Below are 16,843 nucleotides of genomic sequence, written 5' to 3' on the forward strand. Positions count from 1 at the left end.
CTCGGCCTGGCGCAGAAAGCCAATGATCTGCTCTTCGCTGAATTTGCTTGTTCTCATGTCCATCATTCTCCGGGTGGATGGACTTCTTGGAAATTTGGCTGGTACGGTTTATGGGGGGCAGGTCAGTAAGTCTATGAAAACAAGAGATTTTTTGATGATCAATGAACCACGTTATCTGACAGCCCCCCTTGTTATCCCGCAAAATTGCGGGATATATCAAAGTTAATCAACTCGACGAGTCATGGTCACGCCAGAACTACGCTCTTCCTGGAGTCGCACAGAGCAGTACTTGCTGCAGGCAAAGGCGCTCGTCACACCTACGCCTGCGACGACTGGCGCACTTGACGAAGTAGCTGAGTTCCTTGAGCACAACGAACTCGGTATTGCTGGTGACTGGCTAAGGTCAATCGTCGAAGAAACCAACTGGGAATCCGTCGAAATCTTGAAGCTGCTCGCGTTGGCGGAGGCCAGCATGGGACGTTCGGCGAAACAACAAGTCCTCGACCAACGGCTGACACAACTCCTCGGACACACCCATGAAACGAAGCTGCCCACGGCTTAACATGCCAATCGACATGGACCCACAACAGCTGAATGCGGCTTCGCCGCCAGTTGTTGTGGTCCGGTCATCTTCACGTTAGCCATCAACAAATGCAGCTTGCCGATCGCCTTCGACGCTTTGGGGACATTAGCATCATGGTATCGCTGCTCGCGATTCCGCTCACAGTCGGCGTGCTATCCCTCATCGGCGCCGCGCAGTATGGTTTGGCAGCCTACAAGGCCTACGTCGCCAGTAGAGACTGGCGTGCGACTGAGGTCGTCGTGGTGAAGGCATCAGCAGAGCGAGACTGTGGGAGCTGGCGGTATGGTCCCAGCCATTCACTTGATGTCGAGTACACCTATAAAGTGGATGGCACGCAATACTCAAGCAAGAGAATTTGGTTCGGCAATGGCTTGTGCTCCAACAAGGCAGCAGTCGAAATCCGAGCGAACGGCTATCCACGTGGCGCGCGTATGTCCGCCTACTACGATCCAAATCGGCCATCCGAGGCAGTGTTAATTCGAGGCACCGTTGAGAATGGCACCGTATTTGGTTTCTTCTGCATGCTCTTCTTTGGATTAGGTAGCTTCGCATGGCTAGCCAAGTCAGCGCTCGGCACAAGAACCGAACGTTCGTTCCGTCAGCGAATAGATGCACGATTCATATCTCGTCAGCAACTTGACACATCAGTCCGCCGCAACATTGATGGCTAACCCTTCCATCGAGAGGACTCGCCCCGGCAAGCCGGGTCGAGCCCCTCATGTCAAACGTTGGCGCAGTGTTCGCCGATGCTGACGCCCTTGGTTGTTCACGGCCAAGCGCTGTTGAGGTTTGCCATTTCCCTCTTGCGCTTTTGTACCTCAGTTCTTTATCGGCAGATTAGCGCCCATCACACGGTTGCCCCACGCAAATCGGCCTGCACTCCGACCACGTGAACAGTAAAATGCCCCGATGCTCGATGACCGTTCCAAGTTGTTACTGAAAGCGCTGGTCGAGCGCTACATCGCCGATGGGCAACCCGTCGGCAGTCGCACATTGTCTAAGGCCTCCGGGCTTGAGCTCTCGCCGGCGACGATCCGTAACGTCATGTCCGACTTGGAAGACTTGGGTCTGATTGTCAGCCCACACACCTCGGCGGGACGGGTCCCTACTGCGCGGGGTTATCGGTTGTTTGTTGACACCATGCTCACGGTGCAATCTGGCAGTTACGCTAACCACCGCCTGGCCGCCGACCAACCCCAGAAAGTAATTGCCAACGCAGCCAATTTGCTGTCGAGCCTATCGCAATTTGTCGGTGTGGTGATGGCGCCCAAGCGCAGCTCGGTGTTTCACCATATCGAGTTTCTGCGGCTGTCGGAGAAGCGGCTGTTGGTGATCATCGTGTCTCCCGATGGCGATGTGCAGAACCGAGTGATCTTCACCGAGGCGGACTACACCCAGGCGCAGCTGATTGAGGCCGCCAATTTCCTCAACAGCAACTACGTGGGCATGGATATCGACCAAGTGCGCGAGCGCCTGTTGTTGGAAGTCGAGAGCTTGCGCACCGAGATCGCCGCCCTGATGCAGGCGGCGGTCAAAGTGAGTACCGAAACCCTCAACGAATCGCGTGACGAAGTGGTGATTGCGGGCGAGCGCAACCTGCTGTCGGTCTCCGACTTTTCCAGCGACATGGGGAATTTGCGCCGTGCCTTCGATCTGTTTGAGCAAAAGGCCCAACTCATGCGGCTGCTCGATGTGGCGGGGCAGGCCGAAGGTGTGCGCATTTTCATCGGCGGCGAAAGCCAGGTTGTGCCTTTTGAAGACCTGTCGATCGTCAGTAGCCCCTACGAGGTCGACGGCAAAGTCGTGGGTACCTTGGGCGTGATTGGTCCCACCCGCATGCCTTACGACCGCATGATTCAGATCGTTGACATCACCTCCAAGCTGGTCAGTCACGCGCTGAGCCACCACAAATAGCGACGTGTTTGCGCACAAAGCCTGCCGGTACAATGCCTCGCTTTGCAGCACGCGCCCAGCGGTGTCGATCCGATGGGCCGTTGCGGTGGTTTTACGAATGGGCCGTTAGCTCAGTTGGTTAGAGCAGAGGACTCATCAAAATGGTGACCTTGCTGCGAAAGCGGCAATGGAAAAACCGGGTGAATTCAGGGAAACCGCCCGCCACACCGTGGCCCGGCAACCCTGAGCCAAGCTCACCGAAGGCAGGTCGACAGACCGGTAGGTGAGAAGGTGCAGAGACTAGGGTGTGAGGAGCCAAGCCGATAAGCACCCCCAGAGCGCCCGGCACCCTAACGCGCGGAGCAGTCCGTGGCGAGGGTGGTGAGATAGTCCAGGGAATGGGGAAACCCATGCCAACCTGAATCCTTTGGTCGTTGGTTCAAGTCCAACACGGCCTACCATTCGTAAAGCTATGCCATCGTTTTGCCGCTCCACTGCAGGGCCGGCCACCATGGTCTGCAAGTTCTGACAGGTGCCGTGCCTGACGGGCCTGAGGCACATTTTGCCGTGCTACAATGCGCGGCTTCGCGGCTGTAGCTCAGTTGGATAGAGTACTTGGCTACGAACCAAGGGGTCGTGGGTTCAATTCCTGCCAGCCGCACCAAATGAACACCCTCTGAAATCGTCAGGTTTCAGAGGGTTTTTCATTTTCTGGGCCGCTTTCGTCCGGTGTCCGTGACCCGTCCAGTGCCGCGTTCCATTCCGTCCTGACCCTGTCGCGCGCCATTGCGTGCGACAACGAACAGAGCTTCGACACCCCGCCGCGCACACTCGCTTTCCCCAACCTAGATTCCTGCATGCTCCCAACTGATTCCGAGCCCGATCTCTGCACTGCCTCGCTGACCTCAGCGCACGGGGCGCAGCCCGAGCTGTGGAGCGCCGCGGAGGGTGCCAGCGGTGACGTCGCGATGCAAGGCTTGGGCGTCCAGGTCGCGCTGTGCATCATGCAGCGCTGGACACCGCGGCCGCTGCTGCCACCCGCGAGATTGCCATGGTTGCTGTCGATCTGCCCAGTGGCGTCTTGGCCGACAACGGCCTCAGTCTGGGGGCCGTGGCCTGCGTGGTCACTGTGACCGGCGGGCACAAGAAGCCCGGCCACCTGCTGCAACCCGGCAGAAGCCTGTGCGGCGAGTTGGTCGTGGCCGATATCGACACGCCAGCTTGGAGGCCCAATGAGGTCGATGCTGATACTTTCGAGAACGGTCCCGTGCTGTGGCGCGATGCGCTGCCCGCTCTGGTCCCCAGCGACAACAAGTACACCCGAGGGCATGCGTTGGTTTGGGGCGGTTGGCCCACGACCGGGGCTGCCCGCATGGCTGCGATGGCAGCCGCTAGGGTGGGGGCTGGGCTGACCACCATTGTGGTGCCAGAAGCTGCGTTGAATGTATACGCCGCTGCCATGACCAGTGTGATGGTGCAGACCGTGGCTGGCCCCGAGGACCTCTCGCAGTTGCTTAGCCTCGGGCGCTTCACGGCGCTTTTGATGGGCCCGGGCGCGGGTGCGGGGCGGGAGACGCGGGCGCGCGTGCTCGCCATGCTCGGCACGGGGCGGCCGATGGTTCTCGATGCGGATGCGCTGACGGCCTTTGAGCACGATCCGCAGGTGCTGTTTGACGCAATTGCAAAGTACAGCAAAGGCGCTTGCGTACTGACCCCGCACTCAGGTGAGTTCCTTCGCTTGTTCGGTGCGGCCGCAGCGAACGCGTGCGACAAGCTCAGCGCTGCCCGCGCAGCTGCACGGGCCAGCGGTGCCATCGTCGTGCTCAAGGGTAGCGACACCGTGATCGCCGCGCCCAATGGTTTGGCCATCATCAACACCAACGCCCCACCCACCCTGGCCACCGCCGGCGCAGGGGACGTGCTAGCGGGCTTGGTGTTGGGCCTGTTGGCGCAGGGCATGGCGCCATGGCTCGCGGCAGCGGCTGCCGTGTGGCTGCACGGCGCGGCGGCAAGCCGGTTCGGTCCGGGGCTGTTGGCGCAGGACCTGCCCGAGTGCATTCCGGGCGTTCTTCGCCGTCTGGCGCGCGCTTCGGCTCAGGTCGGAAGCCGGATGCCAACAAACTGATCGTGTTTGGCGAAGTACTTGCGCGCCAGCGCCACCAACTGCTTTTCGGTGGGATGGTCCACCACCTCATAACCGGCAATGCGCGCGGCGGTCTGTGGTCGGTGCTTGTCGACGTAGTGGCGGAAGTCGGCCAGCGCAGTGTGCCCGCCGGTGACCAAGACCTCGGTGATGCCATCGAGTGCATCGCAGATCTGGCCAAAGAACACGTGTTCGGTACGCACGCCGCTGTGGTGTGCGCGCGTGAACTTGAGCTGCTGGTGCAGTGTGTGCTCCACCACATGTTGGGCGCCGAACTGCAGAACGTCTGCGGCGTAGTGGTCGACGAAGGCAACGGCGTGGTACAGGCTCATGGCAAGGGCTTTCGTGGGTTGGGCGTCAGGTAGCTGCCGTGGCGCATCGCTTGTTTGCGCGTTGCAGCGCGTCGACAGCTTCTCTGGCTTTGCAGTGGATCGGCCCATAGGAGGGAATGGCGGCCAAGGTAGCGCGCGCGCACGTCGGCGTCCGTGCGACGGCACACAGAAGCCTGCCGCTGTCCATGCGAACATCCTCCCATGCCACTTTGCCTGTTACGACATCCGCGCGGCCCCAGCTGGGCGCTATTCGCCGCCCTGTTCTCAACCCTTGTACTGAGTGCCCTACCCATGCCCACGCACGCCACCGAAGAGCCCCTGTACCAGCTTGTTCGTGCGCTGGAGGGCGCCGAGGTGCGGCAGTACGCCGGATATGCCGTCGCCGAAGTCGTGGTCAGCGGCCCATCCAGCGAGGCGGGCAGCCAGGCCTTTCCCATCCTGGCGGGCTACATCTTTGGTAACAACAAAGGCGAGCGCAAGTTTGCGATGACCGCACCTGTGACGCAGACCGCGACGCCAGTCAAACTGGAGATGACCGCGCCCGTCACCCAGACAGCCGCACCCGGTGGATTCCTGGTGCAGTTCGTGCTGCCCAAGGGCGTCAGTGCAGAGAGCGCGCCGCAGCCGTTGGATGCGCGCATCCAGCTGCGCGATGTGCCGCCTCACCGCGTGGCTGTGATCCGGTACTCCGGCTTTTGGTCGGAGTCGAATGACACTGACCATCTCAACAAGCTCCATACAGCGCTGCAGGCGGCAGGCCTGGCGTGGGAAGGCTTGCCGGTGGTCGCCCGCTACGACGCACCTTTCAAGCCCTGGTTCCTGCGGCGAAACGAGATCTGGCTGCGCCTGGTTCAGTAAGACAGCTCAAGCTGGTCCACCACCTTGCGCACGCCTGCACTACCCCAGGCGGACTCGATTGCCAGGTCGCGCTCAGCCCAGCTGTGTACCGTGCCGGTGAGCGTCACGTCGCCGCCGTGCACGCTTACTGCTACCGAATTGGCGTCGGCTGCGGCGCGGCGTTTGAGCGCAGCTTCAATGTCCGACTTGATGGCCGTCGCCGATGCCAAAGGCTTGATCTCAATTTGGTTGCTGACCCCGGTAACGCCCATCAGAAAGCGCACTGCATGGGCTGCGTCTTGGCGTTGGTACTGCCATGGCACCTCACCCGAGAGCGTGAGCCAACCGCTTTCGACCATCACCCGCACGGCCTGCGGGGGCAAGGAATTGGTCCAGCCCAGAATGTTGCTGGCCGACTCGGCGATGTCGGCATCGCTGCGCTGGCCCAAGCCCGAAAGCCGCACCTTCATCTCCACGGCCAGCGCCATGACGCCGTGCACGCGCTGGGCGGCGCGCTCGGCGTTCCACTTTTCGGTGTAGCTGCCGACCTCGCCAGCCAGTGTCACCACGCCGTTCTTCACCTCTACGCCAACCTGTTCCGCATGCACAGCGGGTTCCCACTTCAGCTCAGCCATTACGTCCTTTTGTAGTTGCGCATCGGTTTTCATCATGTTGTGTCCTGTGGGTTGAGAAGGCTAAAGCTTGTACCTCGCTGGTCTGTGCGTCGGTGCGACAGCGCACACGCAGGCACAGGCCGGGTAACACCAGGCACTTGGCATGTGCGTTGCCGCACGGTGCGAAAACCAAGCTGCACCTAACCTGCGCATCGCTGTCTTGTGATGTCGAGCCGTGCAGGCGGCGCGCTCAGCCTTGGCGAGCCTCGGTATGCATCTGAGCCAGTCCTGACGACCTGACAACCCAATCCAAACCATGCCGACCTCACCACAAGAGCCACCCCACTCGCAGCTTCAGGAGCGAGGACCACCGCAGGAGTCTGGGCTTGCGCCTGTACCAGCCCCAACGCCGACGGCAGGGCCTAGCACCGCACCAACGCTAACGCCAGCGTCAGCGCAGGTGGGCAAAGCCGCTCCATCGTTCGTGCGACGCTACCGCTGGCACTTGCTCACAGCCATGTTGGTGCTGCTGTGTGCGGCATGGCTAGGGTTTCGCTGGTGGTTGGGGCCGCTGGTGGGCACCCAGGTGGTGGTTGTGCATGACTTGGTGCAGACCCTGGTCGCCAGTGGCCGCGTCCAGGCACCCCATCGGCTGGATGTCTCGGTGCAGATCACCGGTACGGTGCGGCGCATTCCAGTCGCCGAAGGCCAAGTCGTGCAGGCCGGTGATGTCTTGGTGGAGCTCCATGCCACTGAGTTGCAGGCCACCGCGCGCCAGGCGGCGATTGCTGTTGTGCAGGCGCAGGCGCGCTTGCGCCAACTGCAAGAGGTGCAGGGCCCCGTGGCGGTGCAGACGCTGCGCCAGGCTGCGTCCGGCTTGGCTAGCGCCCGCGCCACCTTGGCGCGCAGCACCGCACTGTTTAACCAAGGTTTCATCGGACAAGCCGCGCTGGACGTTGCACGCGAGGCGACCGTGCTGGCCGATGCGCAAGTGCGCGCCGCGCAAAAGCAAGTCGACACCACGGCCGCAAGTGGCAGTGACTACGCCTTGGCCTTGGCCAGTGTGGCCAGCGCCCAGGCTAATGCGCAGGCCGCTGGTGCGCGCACCGGCTACACCCTGCTAAAGGCGCCAGTGGCTGGTACGCTGATCGCGCGCAGTGTGGAGGTGGGCGATGTGGTGCAACCGGGCAAGGTGTTGATGACGCTCTCGCCCCAAGGCCGCACGCAGTTGGTGGTGGCCATCGACGAGAAGAACCTCGCGCTGCTAGCCCTGGGACAGCCGGCGCTGGGCTCGGCCGACGCCTACCCCCATGAACGCTTTACGGCGCGCTTGGCTTACATCAACCCCGGCGTCAATGCCACGACCGGCGCGGTCGAGGTCAAACTCGATGTGGAGGCGCCGCCTGCGGTCCTTAAGCAGGATATGACCGTCTCGGTGGACATCGAGGTGGCCCGACGCGCCAGCGCGCTCCTGGTTCCGCTGTCTGCAGTGCACGGTGTTGACACCGCACCGTGGGTTTTGCGGCTGGAGGGGCGGCGTGCCATGCGAAGGCCGGTCCAGCTGGGTTTGCGCAGCGGCGGTGTGGCCGAGGTGCTTGGCGGTGTGTTGCAGGGTGATGAAGTGGTCGTAGGCACAGCCGACATTGCGGCTGGTGCCCGTGTACGCCGCGCGCCAACCACGCCAGCAACGTCAGCAGCGCCAGCCACGTCAGCAGCGCCAGTTATTGCCGCGCCGAATTGATTCAAGGCGTTCGCGCGATGCACACCACCTGGCTGCCTTTCGAATGGATTGTGGCCATCCGCTTTTTGCGTGAGGGCCGCTTGCAGACCCTGTTCATCATCGCGGGCGTCGCGCTGGGCGTGGCGGTGATCGTCTTCATGTCTGCGCTGATCTCGGGATTGCAGACCGGTTTCATCCGCCGCGTGCTCTCGGCGCAGGGGCACATTCAGTTGCTGCCGCCCAAAGAGGTCACGCGCCTACTGCGCATGGGTGCGTCTGCGCGGCCCGGTGAAGTGGAGGCGGCCACGGTGCAGGTGCCCTTGCAGCGCCTCAAATCCATCGACCAGTGGCAGGCGGTGGCGCAGCAGATACGCAGCATGCCCGAGGTGCTGGTCGTGTCGCCAGTGGCGGGTGGTTCGGCCTTGGTGGTGCGCGGCGTGGCCAGCCGGGCTGTCAGTTTGGTGGGCATCGAGCCCGCGCTGTACTACCGCGTTGTTAATCTGCCAGACAAGATCGTCCAGGGCAGCGCCGACCTGACCGGCAGCGAGATGCTGGTGGGCACCGAGCTGGCCGCCGATCTGGGTGTGCGCGTGGGCGACAAGCTGCGCTTAAGCACCGCCAATGGCGCCGACACCACTTTGGCGATTGCAGGCATCTTCGACCTGGGCAACAAGGCCGCCAATGGGCGCAGTACCTTTGTGTCCCTGCGCACCGCACAGAGCTTGCTGGCGCTTCCAGGTGGGGTTACCAGCATGGATGTGACCGTGCGCGATGTCTACGCCGCTGAGGTGGTGGCGCAGCGCATCACGGCAGCCACAGGTGTCGATGCCGACAGTTGGATCAGCACCAACGCCGAGTTGTTCACCGCCATCACCGCGCAGAACACCTCCAACGACGCCATCCGCTTCTTCGTTGGCCTGTCCGTGGCCTTTGGTATCGCCAGCGTGCTGGCCGTGGTGGTCGTGCAAAAGTCGCGCGAGATCGGCATTTTGCGGGCTATGGGCATCTCGCGGGGGCAGGTGATGCGGGTGTTTTTGCTGCAAGGGGGGCTGCTAGCAGGGCTCGGCTCGGTGGCCGGCTCCTTGCTGGGCGTGGGGGTGCTGGTGCTGTGGCAGCGCTCAGTACACAACCCCGATGGCACGCCACTGTTCGCCTTGGTATTGGAGCCCGCGCTCTTTGGCCAAGCGCTGGCGTTGGCAACGGTCACTGGGCTGGCTGCGGCCTTGGCACCGGCGCGGCGGGCAGCGCGCCTGGACCCGGTGGTGGCCATCCATGGTTAAAGACAGCCAGCACCCGATCATTGTGCAATTGCAAGGCGTGCGCAGGTCGTTCAACCTGGGCACCAACTTTGAGACGGAGGTCTTGCACGGCATTGATCTCAGGGTACGCCATGGCGAGTTCTGTGCCGTCGTCGGTCCCTCGGGCTCGGGCAAGAGCACCTTGCTCAACATCGTCGGGCTGTTGGACCGGCCCACGTCGGGCACGGTGGAGGTATGCGGCGAACAGACTACCGTGCTCGACGACCGGGCGCTGACCCGGCTGCGCGGCCACAGCATCGGCTTTGTTTTTCAATACCACCACCTCATCACCGCGTTCACCGCGTTGGAGAACGTGATGATGCCGATGCTGGGTGCGCAAGAGTTCCCTACGGCGGCCATGCGCACGAGCGCAGAGGCATTGATCGACAGCGTCGGCTTGACGCGTTGGAAGGACAACGGCGCAGGCCAGCTCAGCGGTGGCCAACAGCAGCGTGTGGCAGTGGCCCGGGCCCTGGCCATGGCCCCGGCGCTGCTGCTGGCCGACGAGCCCACGGGCAACTTGGATACGCAAAGCGCCGACGAAGTCTTTGCGCTGTTGCGGCGCTTTAACGCCGAGCATGGAACCACCGTTTTGTTTGTGACGCACAACGTGGCCCTGTCTGCGCGCTGCGACCGGACCATCGAGGTCATTGACGGGCAGGTCACAGGCGAGTGAGCGCGCAGGCCCTTCCATTACAGTGCGGTGATGAGCAAAGCGTTCACCAAAGAAAGCGACGACAACGCAGATGACGATGTGCAAATGCCAGCGCTTGCGCACAACGGCAAAAACTACATCACCCCCGTGGGCTACGCCGCGCTGCGCGACGAGTTGCTAGCGCTGATCGACAGCGAGCGTCCCAAAGTGGTCGAGGTGGTGCACTGGGCGGCCAGCAACGGCGACCGCTCCGAGAACGGTGACTACCTCTACGGCAAAAAGCGGCTGCGCGAGATCGACAGGCGCATTCGTTTTCTCACCAAGCGTCTGGAGATTGCCGAAATCATCGACCCGGCAGTGCACTGGGGCAACGACCAGATTTTTTTCGGCGCGCGCGTCACCTATGCAGACGAAGCTGGTGCAGAGCGAACTATCACTATCAAAGGCATTGATGAGGCCAACAGCGCCTTGGGAGAGGTGAGCTGGGTGTCGCCCATTGCACGCACCTTGCTCAAAGCGCGCTTGGGCGACAGCCTGCGCTTTGTAATGCCGGACCGGGTTGGCGAGATTGAGGTGCTTGCGGTGGAATACCCCGCGCCGCAGCCCAAACCCGACGCGTAGTTCAGAGCTCCGGCGCCATGCCACCGCTGCGCTTGGCGCGCAGCACCGAGGGAGTACGCCGCAGCTTGACCAAGGCTGCGTCGAGGTGAGCAGCGTCGCGCACCATCACCAGCAAGCGCAGATCCGATGCGTCCTGTGCGCCTTCTTGACCCATATCGATGTGCACGATGTCGGCCTCGGTGGAGGCCAGCGCTGCTGCAACTTTGGCCAGCATGCCCCGCCCATTGGCGACGGTGACGACAATGGCGGTCTCGAAACTGCGTACCGGATCTTCGGACCAGTCCACGCCGATGAAGCGCTCGCTGTCTTTGTTCTGCAACTTGCGGGCCACCGGGCAATCGCGCGTGTGAACCACCAGACCTTCGCCTCGGCCAAGGTAACCCAGAATTGCATCGCCGGGAACCGGGCGACAGCACCGCGCGAACTGGACGGATGCGTTTTCACTGCCATCAAGCGTGATGGCGCCCTGCGCGTTGGACTCGTGCGAGGTGAAGCGTTCGCGTGTCAACAGCAGCGCATCGGGACGTTGACCCGACTCGACCATGAGATGCGCCATGCGTTTGGCCACGATGTTGGCGATGCGCTTTCCTAGTCCGATATCGGTCAGCAACTCATGCCGGTTACGGTTGCCTGTGAAGCGCAGCAGCTTGTCCCATATCGTTACGTCGCGCGGGTTTTCGCTAGGCAGGCTTTCGATACCTTCTGAACGTAGCGCTTGCAACAGGAGCCGACCACCCAGCTCTTCTGATTCGGTTTGCGCCATGGTCTTGAGATGGTGGCGAATTTTTGAGCGTGCGCGGCCGGTACGTACAAACCCCAGCCAAGCAGGATTGGGCGTGGACACTGCGGCAGTGACGACTTCCACTACGTCGCCGTTTTTGAGCTCGGTGCGCAAAGGCACCTGCTCGCCATTGATGCGGGCCGCGGCGGTGCGGTCACCCACATTGCTGTGGATGGCGTACGCAAAGTCTACGACGGTCGCGCCTCGCGGCAAGGCCATGATTTGGCTCTTGGGCGTGAAGACATAGACCGCATCGGGGAACAGGTCCACTTTGACATGGTCCCAAAACTCTGCGGCATCTCGGGTCTCACTTTGGATGTCCAAGAGCGACTGTAGCCATTGGGTTCCAAGTCGACCAAGGGACGCGTCTTCGGGGTGGTTGACCTTATAGAGCCAATGCGCAGCCACCCCGGACTCAGCCACCAGATGCATGGCGTCGGTCCGAACCTGGAACTCCACATTGATGCCAGAAGGTCCGACCAAGGTGGTGTGCAGCGACTGGTATCCGTTGAGTTTGGCGATTGCAATGTGGTCTTTGAACTTACCTGGCACTGGCTTGTAGAGCTGGTGCAAGACGCCGAGGGCGGTGTAGCAGTCGATGGTGTTGGCCACCAGCACCCGTAGCCCGTAGATATCGGTGACCTGGGCAAAGCTCAGGTGCTTAGTATCCATTTTTTTGTAGATGGAATAGAGCGACTTTTCGCGACCCGCAATGCGCACCTTCATGCTGCAGTCCGCGAAGCTGGCCTCCACCTCTTTTTGCACCTTCTGGATCAGATCGCGCCGGCGGCTGCGCGCCTTTGTCACCGCTTTGGTTAACACTGCATAGCGCCAGGGCCACAGGTGTTGAAATGCCAGGTCTTGCAGCTCGCGGTAGGTTTGGTTTAAGCCCAAACGGTGGGCGATCGGCGCATAGATGTCGAGGGTTTCCGAGGCAATGCGGCGCCACTTGGACTTGGGGGTGTCGGACAGGGTGCGCATGTTGTGCGACCGGTCGGCCAACTTGATCAGGATGACACGCACATCGCGTGCCATGGCCAGTAGCATTTTTCGGAAGGATTCGGCCTGGTTTTCTTCGCGGGTGTTGAATTGCAGCTTGTCGAGCTTAGTGAGTCCGTCCACCAACTCCGCTACCGGAGAGCCAAAGCGTTCAATCAGTTCGATTTTGGTGACACCGCAATCCTCCAATGCGTCGTGCAGCAAGGCCGCCATGAGGGCTTGTGCATCGAGCTTCCATGCAGCGCACTGGGCCGCAACTGCTATGGGGTGGGTGATGTATGGTTCGCCATTGTTGCGAAGTTGCCCCAAGTGGGCTTCGTCAGCGAACCGGTAGGCCAGGCGCACTTGCTCAACATCGCCGGCAGAGAGGTAATCAAGCTTCGCGGTGAGGCCGGCAAAGCTTGCGGACGCCGCGTTGGCGACCGCTGCATTCACAACCGAGCTTAGAGGTGGTGTACCCATGCGCTAAATGTAGCGCAGGCTTGCTGCCTGGGGGCATGCGTGGTTTGCCAGCGCCAGGCGAAAAAAAAGCACCGCAAGCGGTGCCCTTTTTGTGTTGCCCCATTCAGATGGGGACCTTCTTGAGCATTTCGATGCCCACTTTGCCTGCTGCAATCTCACGCAGAGCAGTGACGCCGGGCTTGTTCTTGCTTTCGATCTTGGGCGTGTGCCCTTGGCTGAGCATGCGTGCGCGGTAAGTTGCGGCCAGGACGAGCTGGAAGCGATTGGGGATTTGGGTGAGGCAGTCTTCGACGGTGATGCGGGCCATGAAATTCTCCAAAATGCGGTTGGCAAAGACTATGGAATGTGCAGTGCTTTGAATGTTTCGGCTCTGGCACGGCGTTGCGCCGCAAACTTGAGCCGCTGGGAATGGACGATGGCTTTCAGGTCAAAAAGCGCTCGGTCAAAAGACTCGTTGATTATAACGAAGTCGAACTTATCGGCGTGCACCACCTCGGCCTGCGCGTTTTGCATGCGCATCTCGATGATGTCGGGTGCATCTTCGCCGCGCCGCTCCAGCCGCGCGCGAAGCTCGTCCCAGCTGGGCGGCAAGATAAAAATGCAGACCGCGTTGGAAAAAATGGTTTTGATTTGTATAGCGCCCTGGTAGTCAATTTCCAGGATGACGTCTGCGCCTTGTTCCATGCGCTCGGCAATGGCTTTCTTGGAGGTGCCGTAGCGTTGGCGGTGGACATGGGCCCACTCCACAAACGCCTCGGACGCGACCATGGCCTCGAACTCTTGGGGCGAGATGAAGAAGTACTCGCGGCCGTGCTTCTCTTGCCCACGTGGCGCGCGTGTGGTGTGAGATACCGAGGGCTGCACGCGGGCGTCGAGTTCAAGCAGGGCTTTGACCAGGCTGGACTTGCCAGCACCGCTGGGCGCCGCGACGACAAACAGGTTTCCGGGGTAGTCCATGAGTGGCTGCTGCGGTTGGCGCTGGGGCACTTATTCTATGTTCTGCACCTGTTCGCGCATTTGCTCGATAAGCACCTTCATGTCTACGCCGATGTGGGTCAGTTCCAGTGCGGAGGACTTCGATCCCATGGTGTTGGCCTCTCTGTGAAGCTCTTGGATCAGGAAGTCCAGCCGCTTCCCAATCTCGCCCCCCTTTTTTAGCAATCGCTCGAGTTCATCGAGGTGCGAGCGTATGCGTGTGAGTTCTTCAGCCACATCGATGCGGATGGCGAAGGCCGTGGCTTCGGTCAGCGCACGGTCTTGTGCGGCCTCTGGCAGCGCGGCATCGGACGCGAGTGCCATGGCTTCGGTCCAGCGGTCCAAAAAGCGCTGGCGCTGCTGCGCCACCAACTGCGGCACCAAGGGCCCAGCCTGTGTCGCCAGCGATCGCAACTGCTCAATATGGCCCTCAAGCATGGCCGAAAGCCGCGCGCCTTCGCGTTGCCTGGCCGCCAGCAAGTCTTTGAGAACCTTTTCAGCCAGGGGCAGCACCAGTACGCCGAAGTCGCCTGTGTTGGACTGCTCGGCCGCTGCCAGACGCAGCACATCGGCCACGCCCAAGGGCGCTGCACTTGGCAGCCACGACCGAATGCTGTCTTGCGCTGCATTGAGCCGCTGTAGCAGTTTGGGCGAGGGATCGGTCACGCCCGCGTGTTGCGACCGTTCGATGGAGGCGCGCAGCTCGACCTTGCCGCGCTTGATCTTTCCCAACACCAGGTCCCGCAAGGCGGGCTCAAGTTGGCGCAGGTCTTCCGGCAGGCGAAAAGACAAGTCCAAAAAGCGGCTGTTGACGGATCGGATTTCCAAGCCCAAGGTGGTATGGGCGCTTGCGTCGGTGCTGCTCGAGGCAGTGTTGTGCTGTCCGCTGGCGTAACCAGTCATGCTGTAAACTGGCATCGTGGTGTGTTGGTATACGTTGTTAGTGTGGCGTCGAGAATAACCCGATTCACTTGGCAAGTTCAGCCCTAGGGCGCAGTTTATGTCAAAGGTCAAGCCCTCACCGCTCCCAGCGGACACCCTCATCGGCGGTTACCGCGTTGTGCGAAAAGTGGCAGCCGGCGGATTTGGCGTCGTCTACCTTGCACTCGATTCGCAAGACCAGCAGGTGGCCATCAAAGAGTACCTGCCGTCCTCGCTGGCCACCCGCGCAGAGGGCGAGCTCGCACCCCAAGTTTTGCCCGAGAAGCTGTCCTTGTACCGGCTCGGGCTCAAGAGTTTCTTCGAGGAAGGCCGTTCGCTCGCCCAAATTTCCCACCCTTCTGTGGTGAGCGTGCTGAACTTTTTTCGAGAGAATGAAACCGTATACATGGTGATGAATTACCTTGAGGGCGCGGCTTTGCAGGACTTCATCGTCACAGCGCGGGACCTCAAGCGCAGCAAGGTGTTTCGCGAATCCACCATCCGTTCATTGTTTGACGAAATACTTCGCGGTCTGCGCATCGTGCACCAACACAAGATGCTGCACCTGGACATCAAGCCGGCAAACGTGTTCATCACCGACGACAACGCGGCAGTACTGATCGATTTCGGAGCTGCCCGCGAGGTGCTTTCCAAAGAAAGCAACTTTGTGCGCCCGATGTACACCCCAGGTTTTGCTGCACCCGAGATGTACCGCCGCGATGCGGCCATGGGCCCATGGACGGATATCTACGCCATTGGTGCTTGCATCTACGCTTGCATGGTAGGTTACCCACCGAACGAGGCGCCGCAGCGCCAAGAGAAGGATCGCATCCCCATTACCTTGGGTCGTTTACGCGGTGTGTATTCCGACAGTCTGATCGAGGTGGTCGAATGGTGCATGGCCTTGGATCCCCTTGCGCGTCCCCAGTCGGTGTACGACCTTCAAAAGGAACTCAGCCGCGAGGGTGAGCGCCGATACACCAAGCTGTCGATAGCGGAGCGCTTGCGTCTGCAGATCGACACCATGGTGTCCGATTCCAAGAAGCCCACCAAAGCCGCGCAGCCCGTGGCCAAGTCCAAGTGAAGTTCTCGGTTTTTCAGATCAGCCGCAAAGGCGGGCGTGACAAAAACGAAGATCGCATGGGCTATTGCTACACCGACCGCTCGGCAATTTTCTTGTTGGCCGACGGCATGGGCGGTCATCCCGAAGGCGAGATGGCGGCTCAACTGGCGTTGCAGACGATCTCTGCCATGTTTCAGGAAGAGGCCCGACCCGTCTTGTCTGATGTCAGGGCCTTTGTCAGCGCCGCAGTGATGGCCGCACACCGCCGCATCCTGCGCTATGCCGCTGACAAGGCCCTCGCCGACAACCCCCGCACCACCCTGGTTTTGGCGGTGGTGCAAGGTGGTGTCGCCTATTGGGCGCACTGTGGAGACTCCCGGTTTTACTTTGTGCGAGAAGGCCAGTTGTTAGCGCGAACCTTGGACCACTCCTATTTGGTGCAGCGTCAAGGCGAACGCCCTTCTGACCAAGCGCTGCCCAGCCGCAACATTTTGTTCACTTGTTTGGGGTCGCCGTCCAAACCGGTGGTGGATGTTGCGGGCCCGCTTTCCTTGAAGTTTGGTGATCGCATGATGCTGTGCTCCGACGGGCTGTGGGGCAACTTGCAAGACGAGGACATCGTCAGCCAGCTGCAGGCCAAGCCCGTGCATGCAGCCGCCCCAGAGCTGGTTGATCAGGCCTTGCTAAAAGGTGGCGCGCACAGCGACAACGTCACCTTGGTGGCCGTCGAATGGGAGGCGCCCGACGCGCTGGATTCGCAAACCAGCGTGTCCTCCGCCCAGGTTGATGATGGCGTGTTCGCCTCCACGGTCCAAACGGGCTGGGTGGACGCTGCGGTGGAGGACCTCGATGACGCCACCATCGAGCGCTCGATTGCTGAGATCAACGAAGCCATTCGCCGTGCCGCGGCCCGAAAGCCCTGAGCCCCTTGGGCGCACTGCCGCGC

At 61.3% G+C, this 16,843-nt stretch carries 18 protein-coding genes and 1 tRNA gene; 13 read left to right on the forward strand and 6 right to left on the reverse strand.

What is annotated here, in order from left to right; genetic code table 11:
- The 6 genes from ACILRC_RS11195 to ACILRC_RS11220 form a co-directional block, all read left to right on the forward strand.
- Nucleotides 1-226 (forward strand): hypothetical protein (locus tag ACILRC_RS11195; protein ID WP_395669456.1); only part of this gene is annotated, 226 nt, incomplete at its 5' end.
- A 15-nt stretch (nt 227-241) separates the two neighbouring features.
- Entirely contained in the window at nt 242-562 is a 321-nt protein-coding gene (locus ACILRC_RS11200; RefSeq protein WP_395669457.1) for a hypothetical protein, read from the forward strand.
- A gap of 89 nt (nt 563-651) precedes the next feature.
- Nucleotides 652-1,254, forward strand: coding sequence for a DUF3592 domain-containing protein (locus ACILRC_RS11205; RefSeq protein ID WP_395669458.1), 603 nt, complete (start codon nt 652-654; stop codon nt 1,252-1,254).
- Nucleotides 1,255-1,492: 238 nt separating this feature from the next.
- Complete coding sequence (gene hrcA, locus ACILRC_RS11210; protein ID WP_395669459.1) at nt 1,493-2,497, forward strand: heat-inducible transcriptional repressor HrcA; 1,005 nt, start codon at nt 1,493-1,495, stop codon at nt 2,495-2,497.
- Nucleotides 2,498-3,063: 566 nt separating this feature from the next.
- Nucleotides 3,064-3,140 (forward strand) — tRNA-Arg (locus ACILRC_RS11215).
- 333 nt (nt 3,141-3,473) lie between these two features.
- Nucleotides 3,474-4,601, forward strand: coding sequence for an NAD(P)H-hydrate dehydratase (locus ACILRC_RS11220; RefSeq protein WP_395669460.1), 1,128 nt, complete (start codon nt 3,474-3,476; stop codon nt 4,599-4,601).
- On the opposite strand, the gene ACILRC_RS11225 is transcribed toward ACILRC_RS11220, so the two are convergent.
- Nucleotides 4,571-4,951 carry a hypothetical protein gene (locus ACILRC_RS11225; RefSeq protein ID WP_395669461.1) on the reverse strand — a complete coding sequence of 127 codons (381 nt, stop codon included), beginning with the start codon at nt 4,949-4,951 and terminating at the stop codon, nt 4,571-4,573. The genes ACILRC_RS11220 and ACILRC_RS11225 overlap by 31 nt on opposite strands.
- A gap of 291 nt (nt 4,952-5,242) precedes the next feature.
- Between ACILRC_RS11225 and ACILRC_RS11230 the strand changes: the two genes are divergently transcribed.
- Nucleotides 5,243-5,809, forward strand: coding sequence for an SOUL family heme-binding protein (locus ACILRC_RS11230; RefSeq protein ID WP_395669462.1), 567 nt, complete (start codon nt 5,243-5,245; stop codon nt 5,807-5,809).
- Here the strand turns inward: ACILRC_RS11230 and ACILRC_RS11235 are convergent.
- Nucleotides 5,803-6,459, reverse strand: a complete 657-nt coding sequence (locus ACILRC_RS11235) for a BON domain-containing protein (RefSeq protein WP_395669463.1) — start codon at nt 6,457-6,459, stop codon at nt 5,803-5,805. The genes ACILRC_RS11230 and ACILRC_RS11235 overlap by 7 nt on opposite strands.
- A gap of 427 nt (nt 6,460-6,886) precedes the next feature.
- Between ACILRC_RS11235 and ACILRC_RS11240 the strand changes: the two genes are divergently transcribed.
- The 4 genes from ACILRC_RS11240 to greB are packed head-to-tail and all read left to right on the forward strand — an operon-like array spanning nt 6,887 to nt 10,696.
- Complete coding sequence (locus tag ACILRC_RS11240; protein ID WP_395669464.1) at nt 6,887-8,143, forward strand: efflux RND transporter periplasmic adaptor subunit; 1,257 nt, start codon at nt 6,887-6,889, stop codon at nt 8,141-8,143.
- Between the two features lie 17 nt (nt 8,144-8,160).
- Nucleotides 8,161-9,402 (forward strand): ABC transporter permease, encoded by a 1,242-nt coding sequence (locus ACILRC_RS11245; protein WP_395669465.1) that lies wholly within the window; start codon nt 8,161-8,163, stop codon nt 9,400-9,402.
- A complete protein-coding gene (locus ACILRC_RS11250; RefSeq protein ID WP_395669466.1) occupies nt 9,395-10,096 on the forward strand; it encodes an ABC transporter ATP-binding protein in 702 nt (233 codons plus the stop codon). Before ACILRC_RS11245 ends, ACILRC_RS11250 begins: the two co-directional genes overlap by 8 nt.
- 30 nt (nt 10,097-10,126) lie before the next feature.
- Nucleotides 10,127-10,696 (forward strand): transcription elongation factor GreB, encoded by a 570-nt coding sequence (gene greB / locus ACILRC_RS11255; RefSeq protein ID WP_395669467.1) that lies wholly within the window; start codon nt 10,127-10,129, stop codon nt 10,694-10,696.
- Nucleotide 10,697: 1 nt separating this feature from the next.
- Here the strand turns inward: greB and ACILRC_RS11260 are convergent, their stop codons facing one another.
- The 4 genes from ACILRC_RS11260 to ACILRC_RS11275 all read right to left on the reverse strand — a co-directional run bounded on the left by ACILRC_RS11260 (nt 10,698) and on the right by ACILRC_RS11275 (nt 14,831).
- On the reverse strand, nt 10,698-12,938 hold the full coding sequence (locus ACILRC_RS11260) for a RelA/SpoT family protein (protein WP_395669468.1): 2,241 nt from the start codon (nt 12,936-12,938) through the stop codon (nt 10,698-10,700).
- A gap of 103 nt (nt 12,939-13,041) precedes the next feature.
- Nucleotides 13,042-13,245, reverse strand: a complete 204-nt coding sequence (gene rpoZ / locus ACILRC_RS11265) for a DNA-directed RNA polymerase subunit omega (protein ID WP_395669469.1) — start codon at nt 13,243-13,245, stop codon at nt 13,042-13,044.
- Between the two features lie 29 nt (nt 13,246-13,274).
- The gene (gene gmk, locus ACILRC_RS11270; protein ID WP_395669470.1) at nt 13,275-13,895 is read right to left on the reverse strand and encodes a guanylate kinase; all 621 of its coding nucleotides are present in this window, start codon (nt 13,893-13,895) and stop codon (nt 13,275-13,277) included.
- 30 nt (nt 13,896-13,925) lie between these two features.
- Nucleotides 13,926-14,831, reverse strand: coding sequence for a YicC/YloC family endoribonuclease (locus ACILRC_RS11275; protein WP_395669471.1), 906 nt, complete (start codon nt 14,829-14,831; stop codon nt 13,926-13,928).
- Between the two features lie 82 nt (nt 14,832-14,913).
- Here ACILRC_RS11275 and ACILRC_RS11280 point away from each other — a divergent pair, with 82 nt between their 5' ends.
- Nucleotides 14,914-15,918 carry a serine/threonine protein kinase gene (locus tag ACILRC_RS11280; RefSeq protein ID WP_395669472.1) on the forward strand — a complete coding sequence of 335 codons (1,005 nt, stop codon included), beginning with the start codon at nt 14,914-14,916 and terminating at the stop codon, nt 15,916-15,918.
- Nucleotides 15,915-16,820 (forward strand): PP2C family protein-serine/threonine phosphatase, encoded by a 906-nt coding sequence (locus tag ACILRC_RS11285; protein WP_395669473.1) that lies wholly within the window; start codon nt 15,915-15,917, stop codon nt 16,818-16,820. The genes ACILRC_RS11280 and ACILRC_RS11285 overlap by 4 nt, the downstream gene beginning before the upstream one ends.
- The last annotated feature ends 23 nt before the right edge of the window (nt 16,821-16,843 follow it).

The sequence above is a fragment of the Rhodoferax sp. genome, assembly GCF_044236835.1.
In the GTDB taxonomy this organism is placed as follows: Bacteria; Pseudomonadota; Gammaproteobacteria; order Burkholderiales; family Burkholderiaceae_C; genus Allorhodoferax.

Coding starts and splice junctions, on each gene's coding strand:
- ACILRC_RS11200 (WP_395669457.1), top strand. CDS start 242: ATGGTCACGCCAGAACTACGCTCTTCCTGGAGTCGCACAGAGCAGTAC.
- ACILRC_RS11205 (WP_395669458.1), top strand. CDS start 652: ATGCAGCTTGCCGATCGCCTTCGACGCTTTGGGGACATTAGCATCATG.
- hrcA (WP_395669459.1), top strand. CDS start 1,493: ATGCTCGATGACCGTTCCAAGTTGTTACTGAAAGCGCTGGTCGAGCGC.
- ACILRC_RS11225 (WP_395669461.1), bottom strand. CDS start 4,951: ATGAGCCTGTACCACGCCGTTGCCTTCGTCGACCACTACGCCGCAGAC.
- ACILRC_RS11230 (WP_395669462.1), top strand. CDS start 5,243: ATGCCCACGCACGCCACCGAAGAGCCCCTGTACCAGCTTGTTCGTGCG.
- ACILRC_RS11235 (WP_395669463.1), bottom strand. CDS start 6,459: ATGATGAAAACCGATGCGCAACTACAAAAGGACGTAATGGCTGAGCTG.
- ACILRC_RS11245 (WP_395669465.1), top strand. CDS start 8,161: ATGCACACCACCTGGCTGCCTTTCGAATGGATTGTGGCCATCCGCTTT.
- ACILRC_RS11250 (WP_395669466.1), top strand. CDS start 9,395: ATGGTTAAAGACAGCCAGCACCCGATCATTGTGCAATTGCAAGGCGTG.
- greB (WP_395669467.1), top strand. CDS start 10,127: ATGAGCAAAGCGTTCACCAAAGAAAGCGACGACAACGCAGATGACGAT.
- ACILRC_RS11260 (WP_395669468.1), bottom strand. CDS start 12,938: ATGGGTACACCACCTCTAAGCTCGGTTGTGAATGCAGCGGTCGCCAAC.
- rpoZ (WP_395669469.1), bottom strand. CDS start 13,245: ATGGCCCGCATCACCGTCGAAGACTGCCTCACCCAAATCCCCAATCGC.
- gmk (WP_395669470.1), bottom strand. CDS start 13,895: ATGGACTACCCCGGAAACCTGTTTGTCGTCGCGGCGCCCAGCGGTGCT.
- ACILRC_RS11275 (WP_395669471.1), bottom strand. CDS start 14,831: ATGCCAGTTTACAGCATGACTGGTTACGCCAGCGGACAGCACAACACT.
- ACILRC_RS11280 (WP_395669472.1), top strand. CDS start 14,914: ATGTCAAAGGTCAAGCCCTCACCGCTCCCAGCGGACACCCTCATCGGC.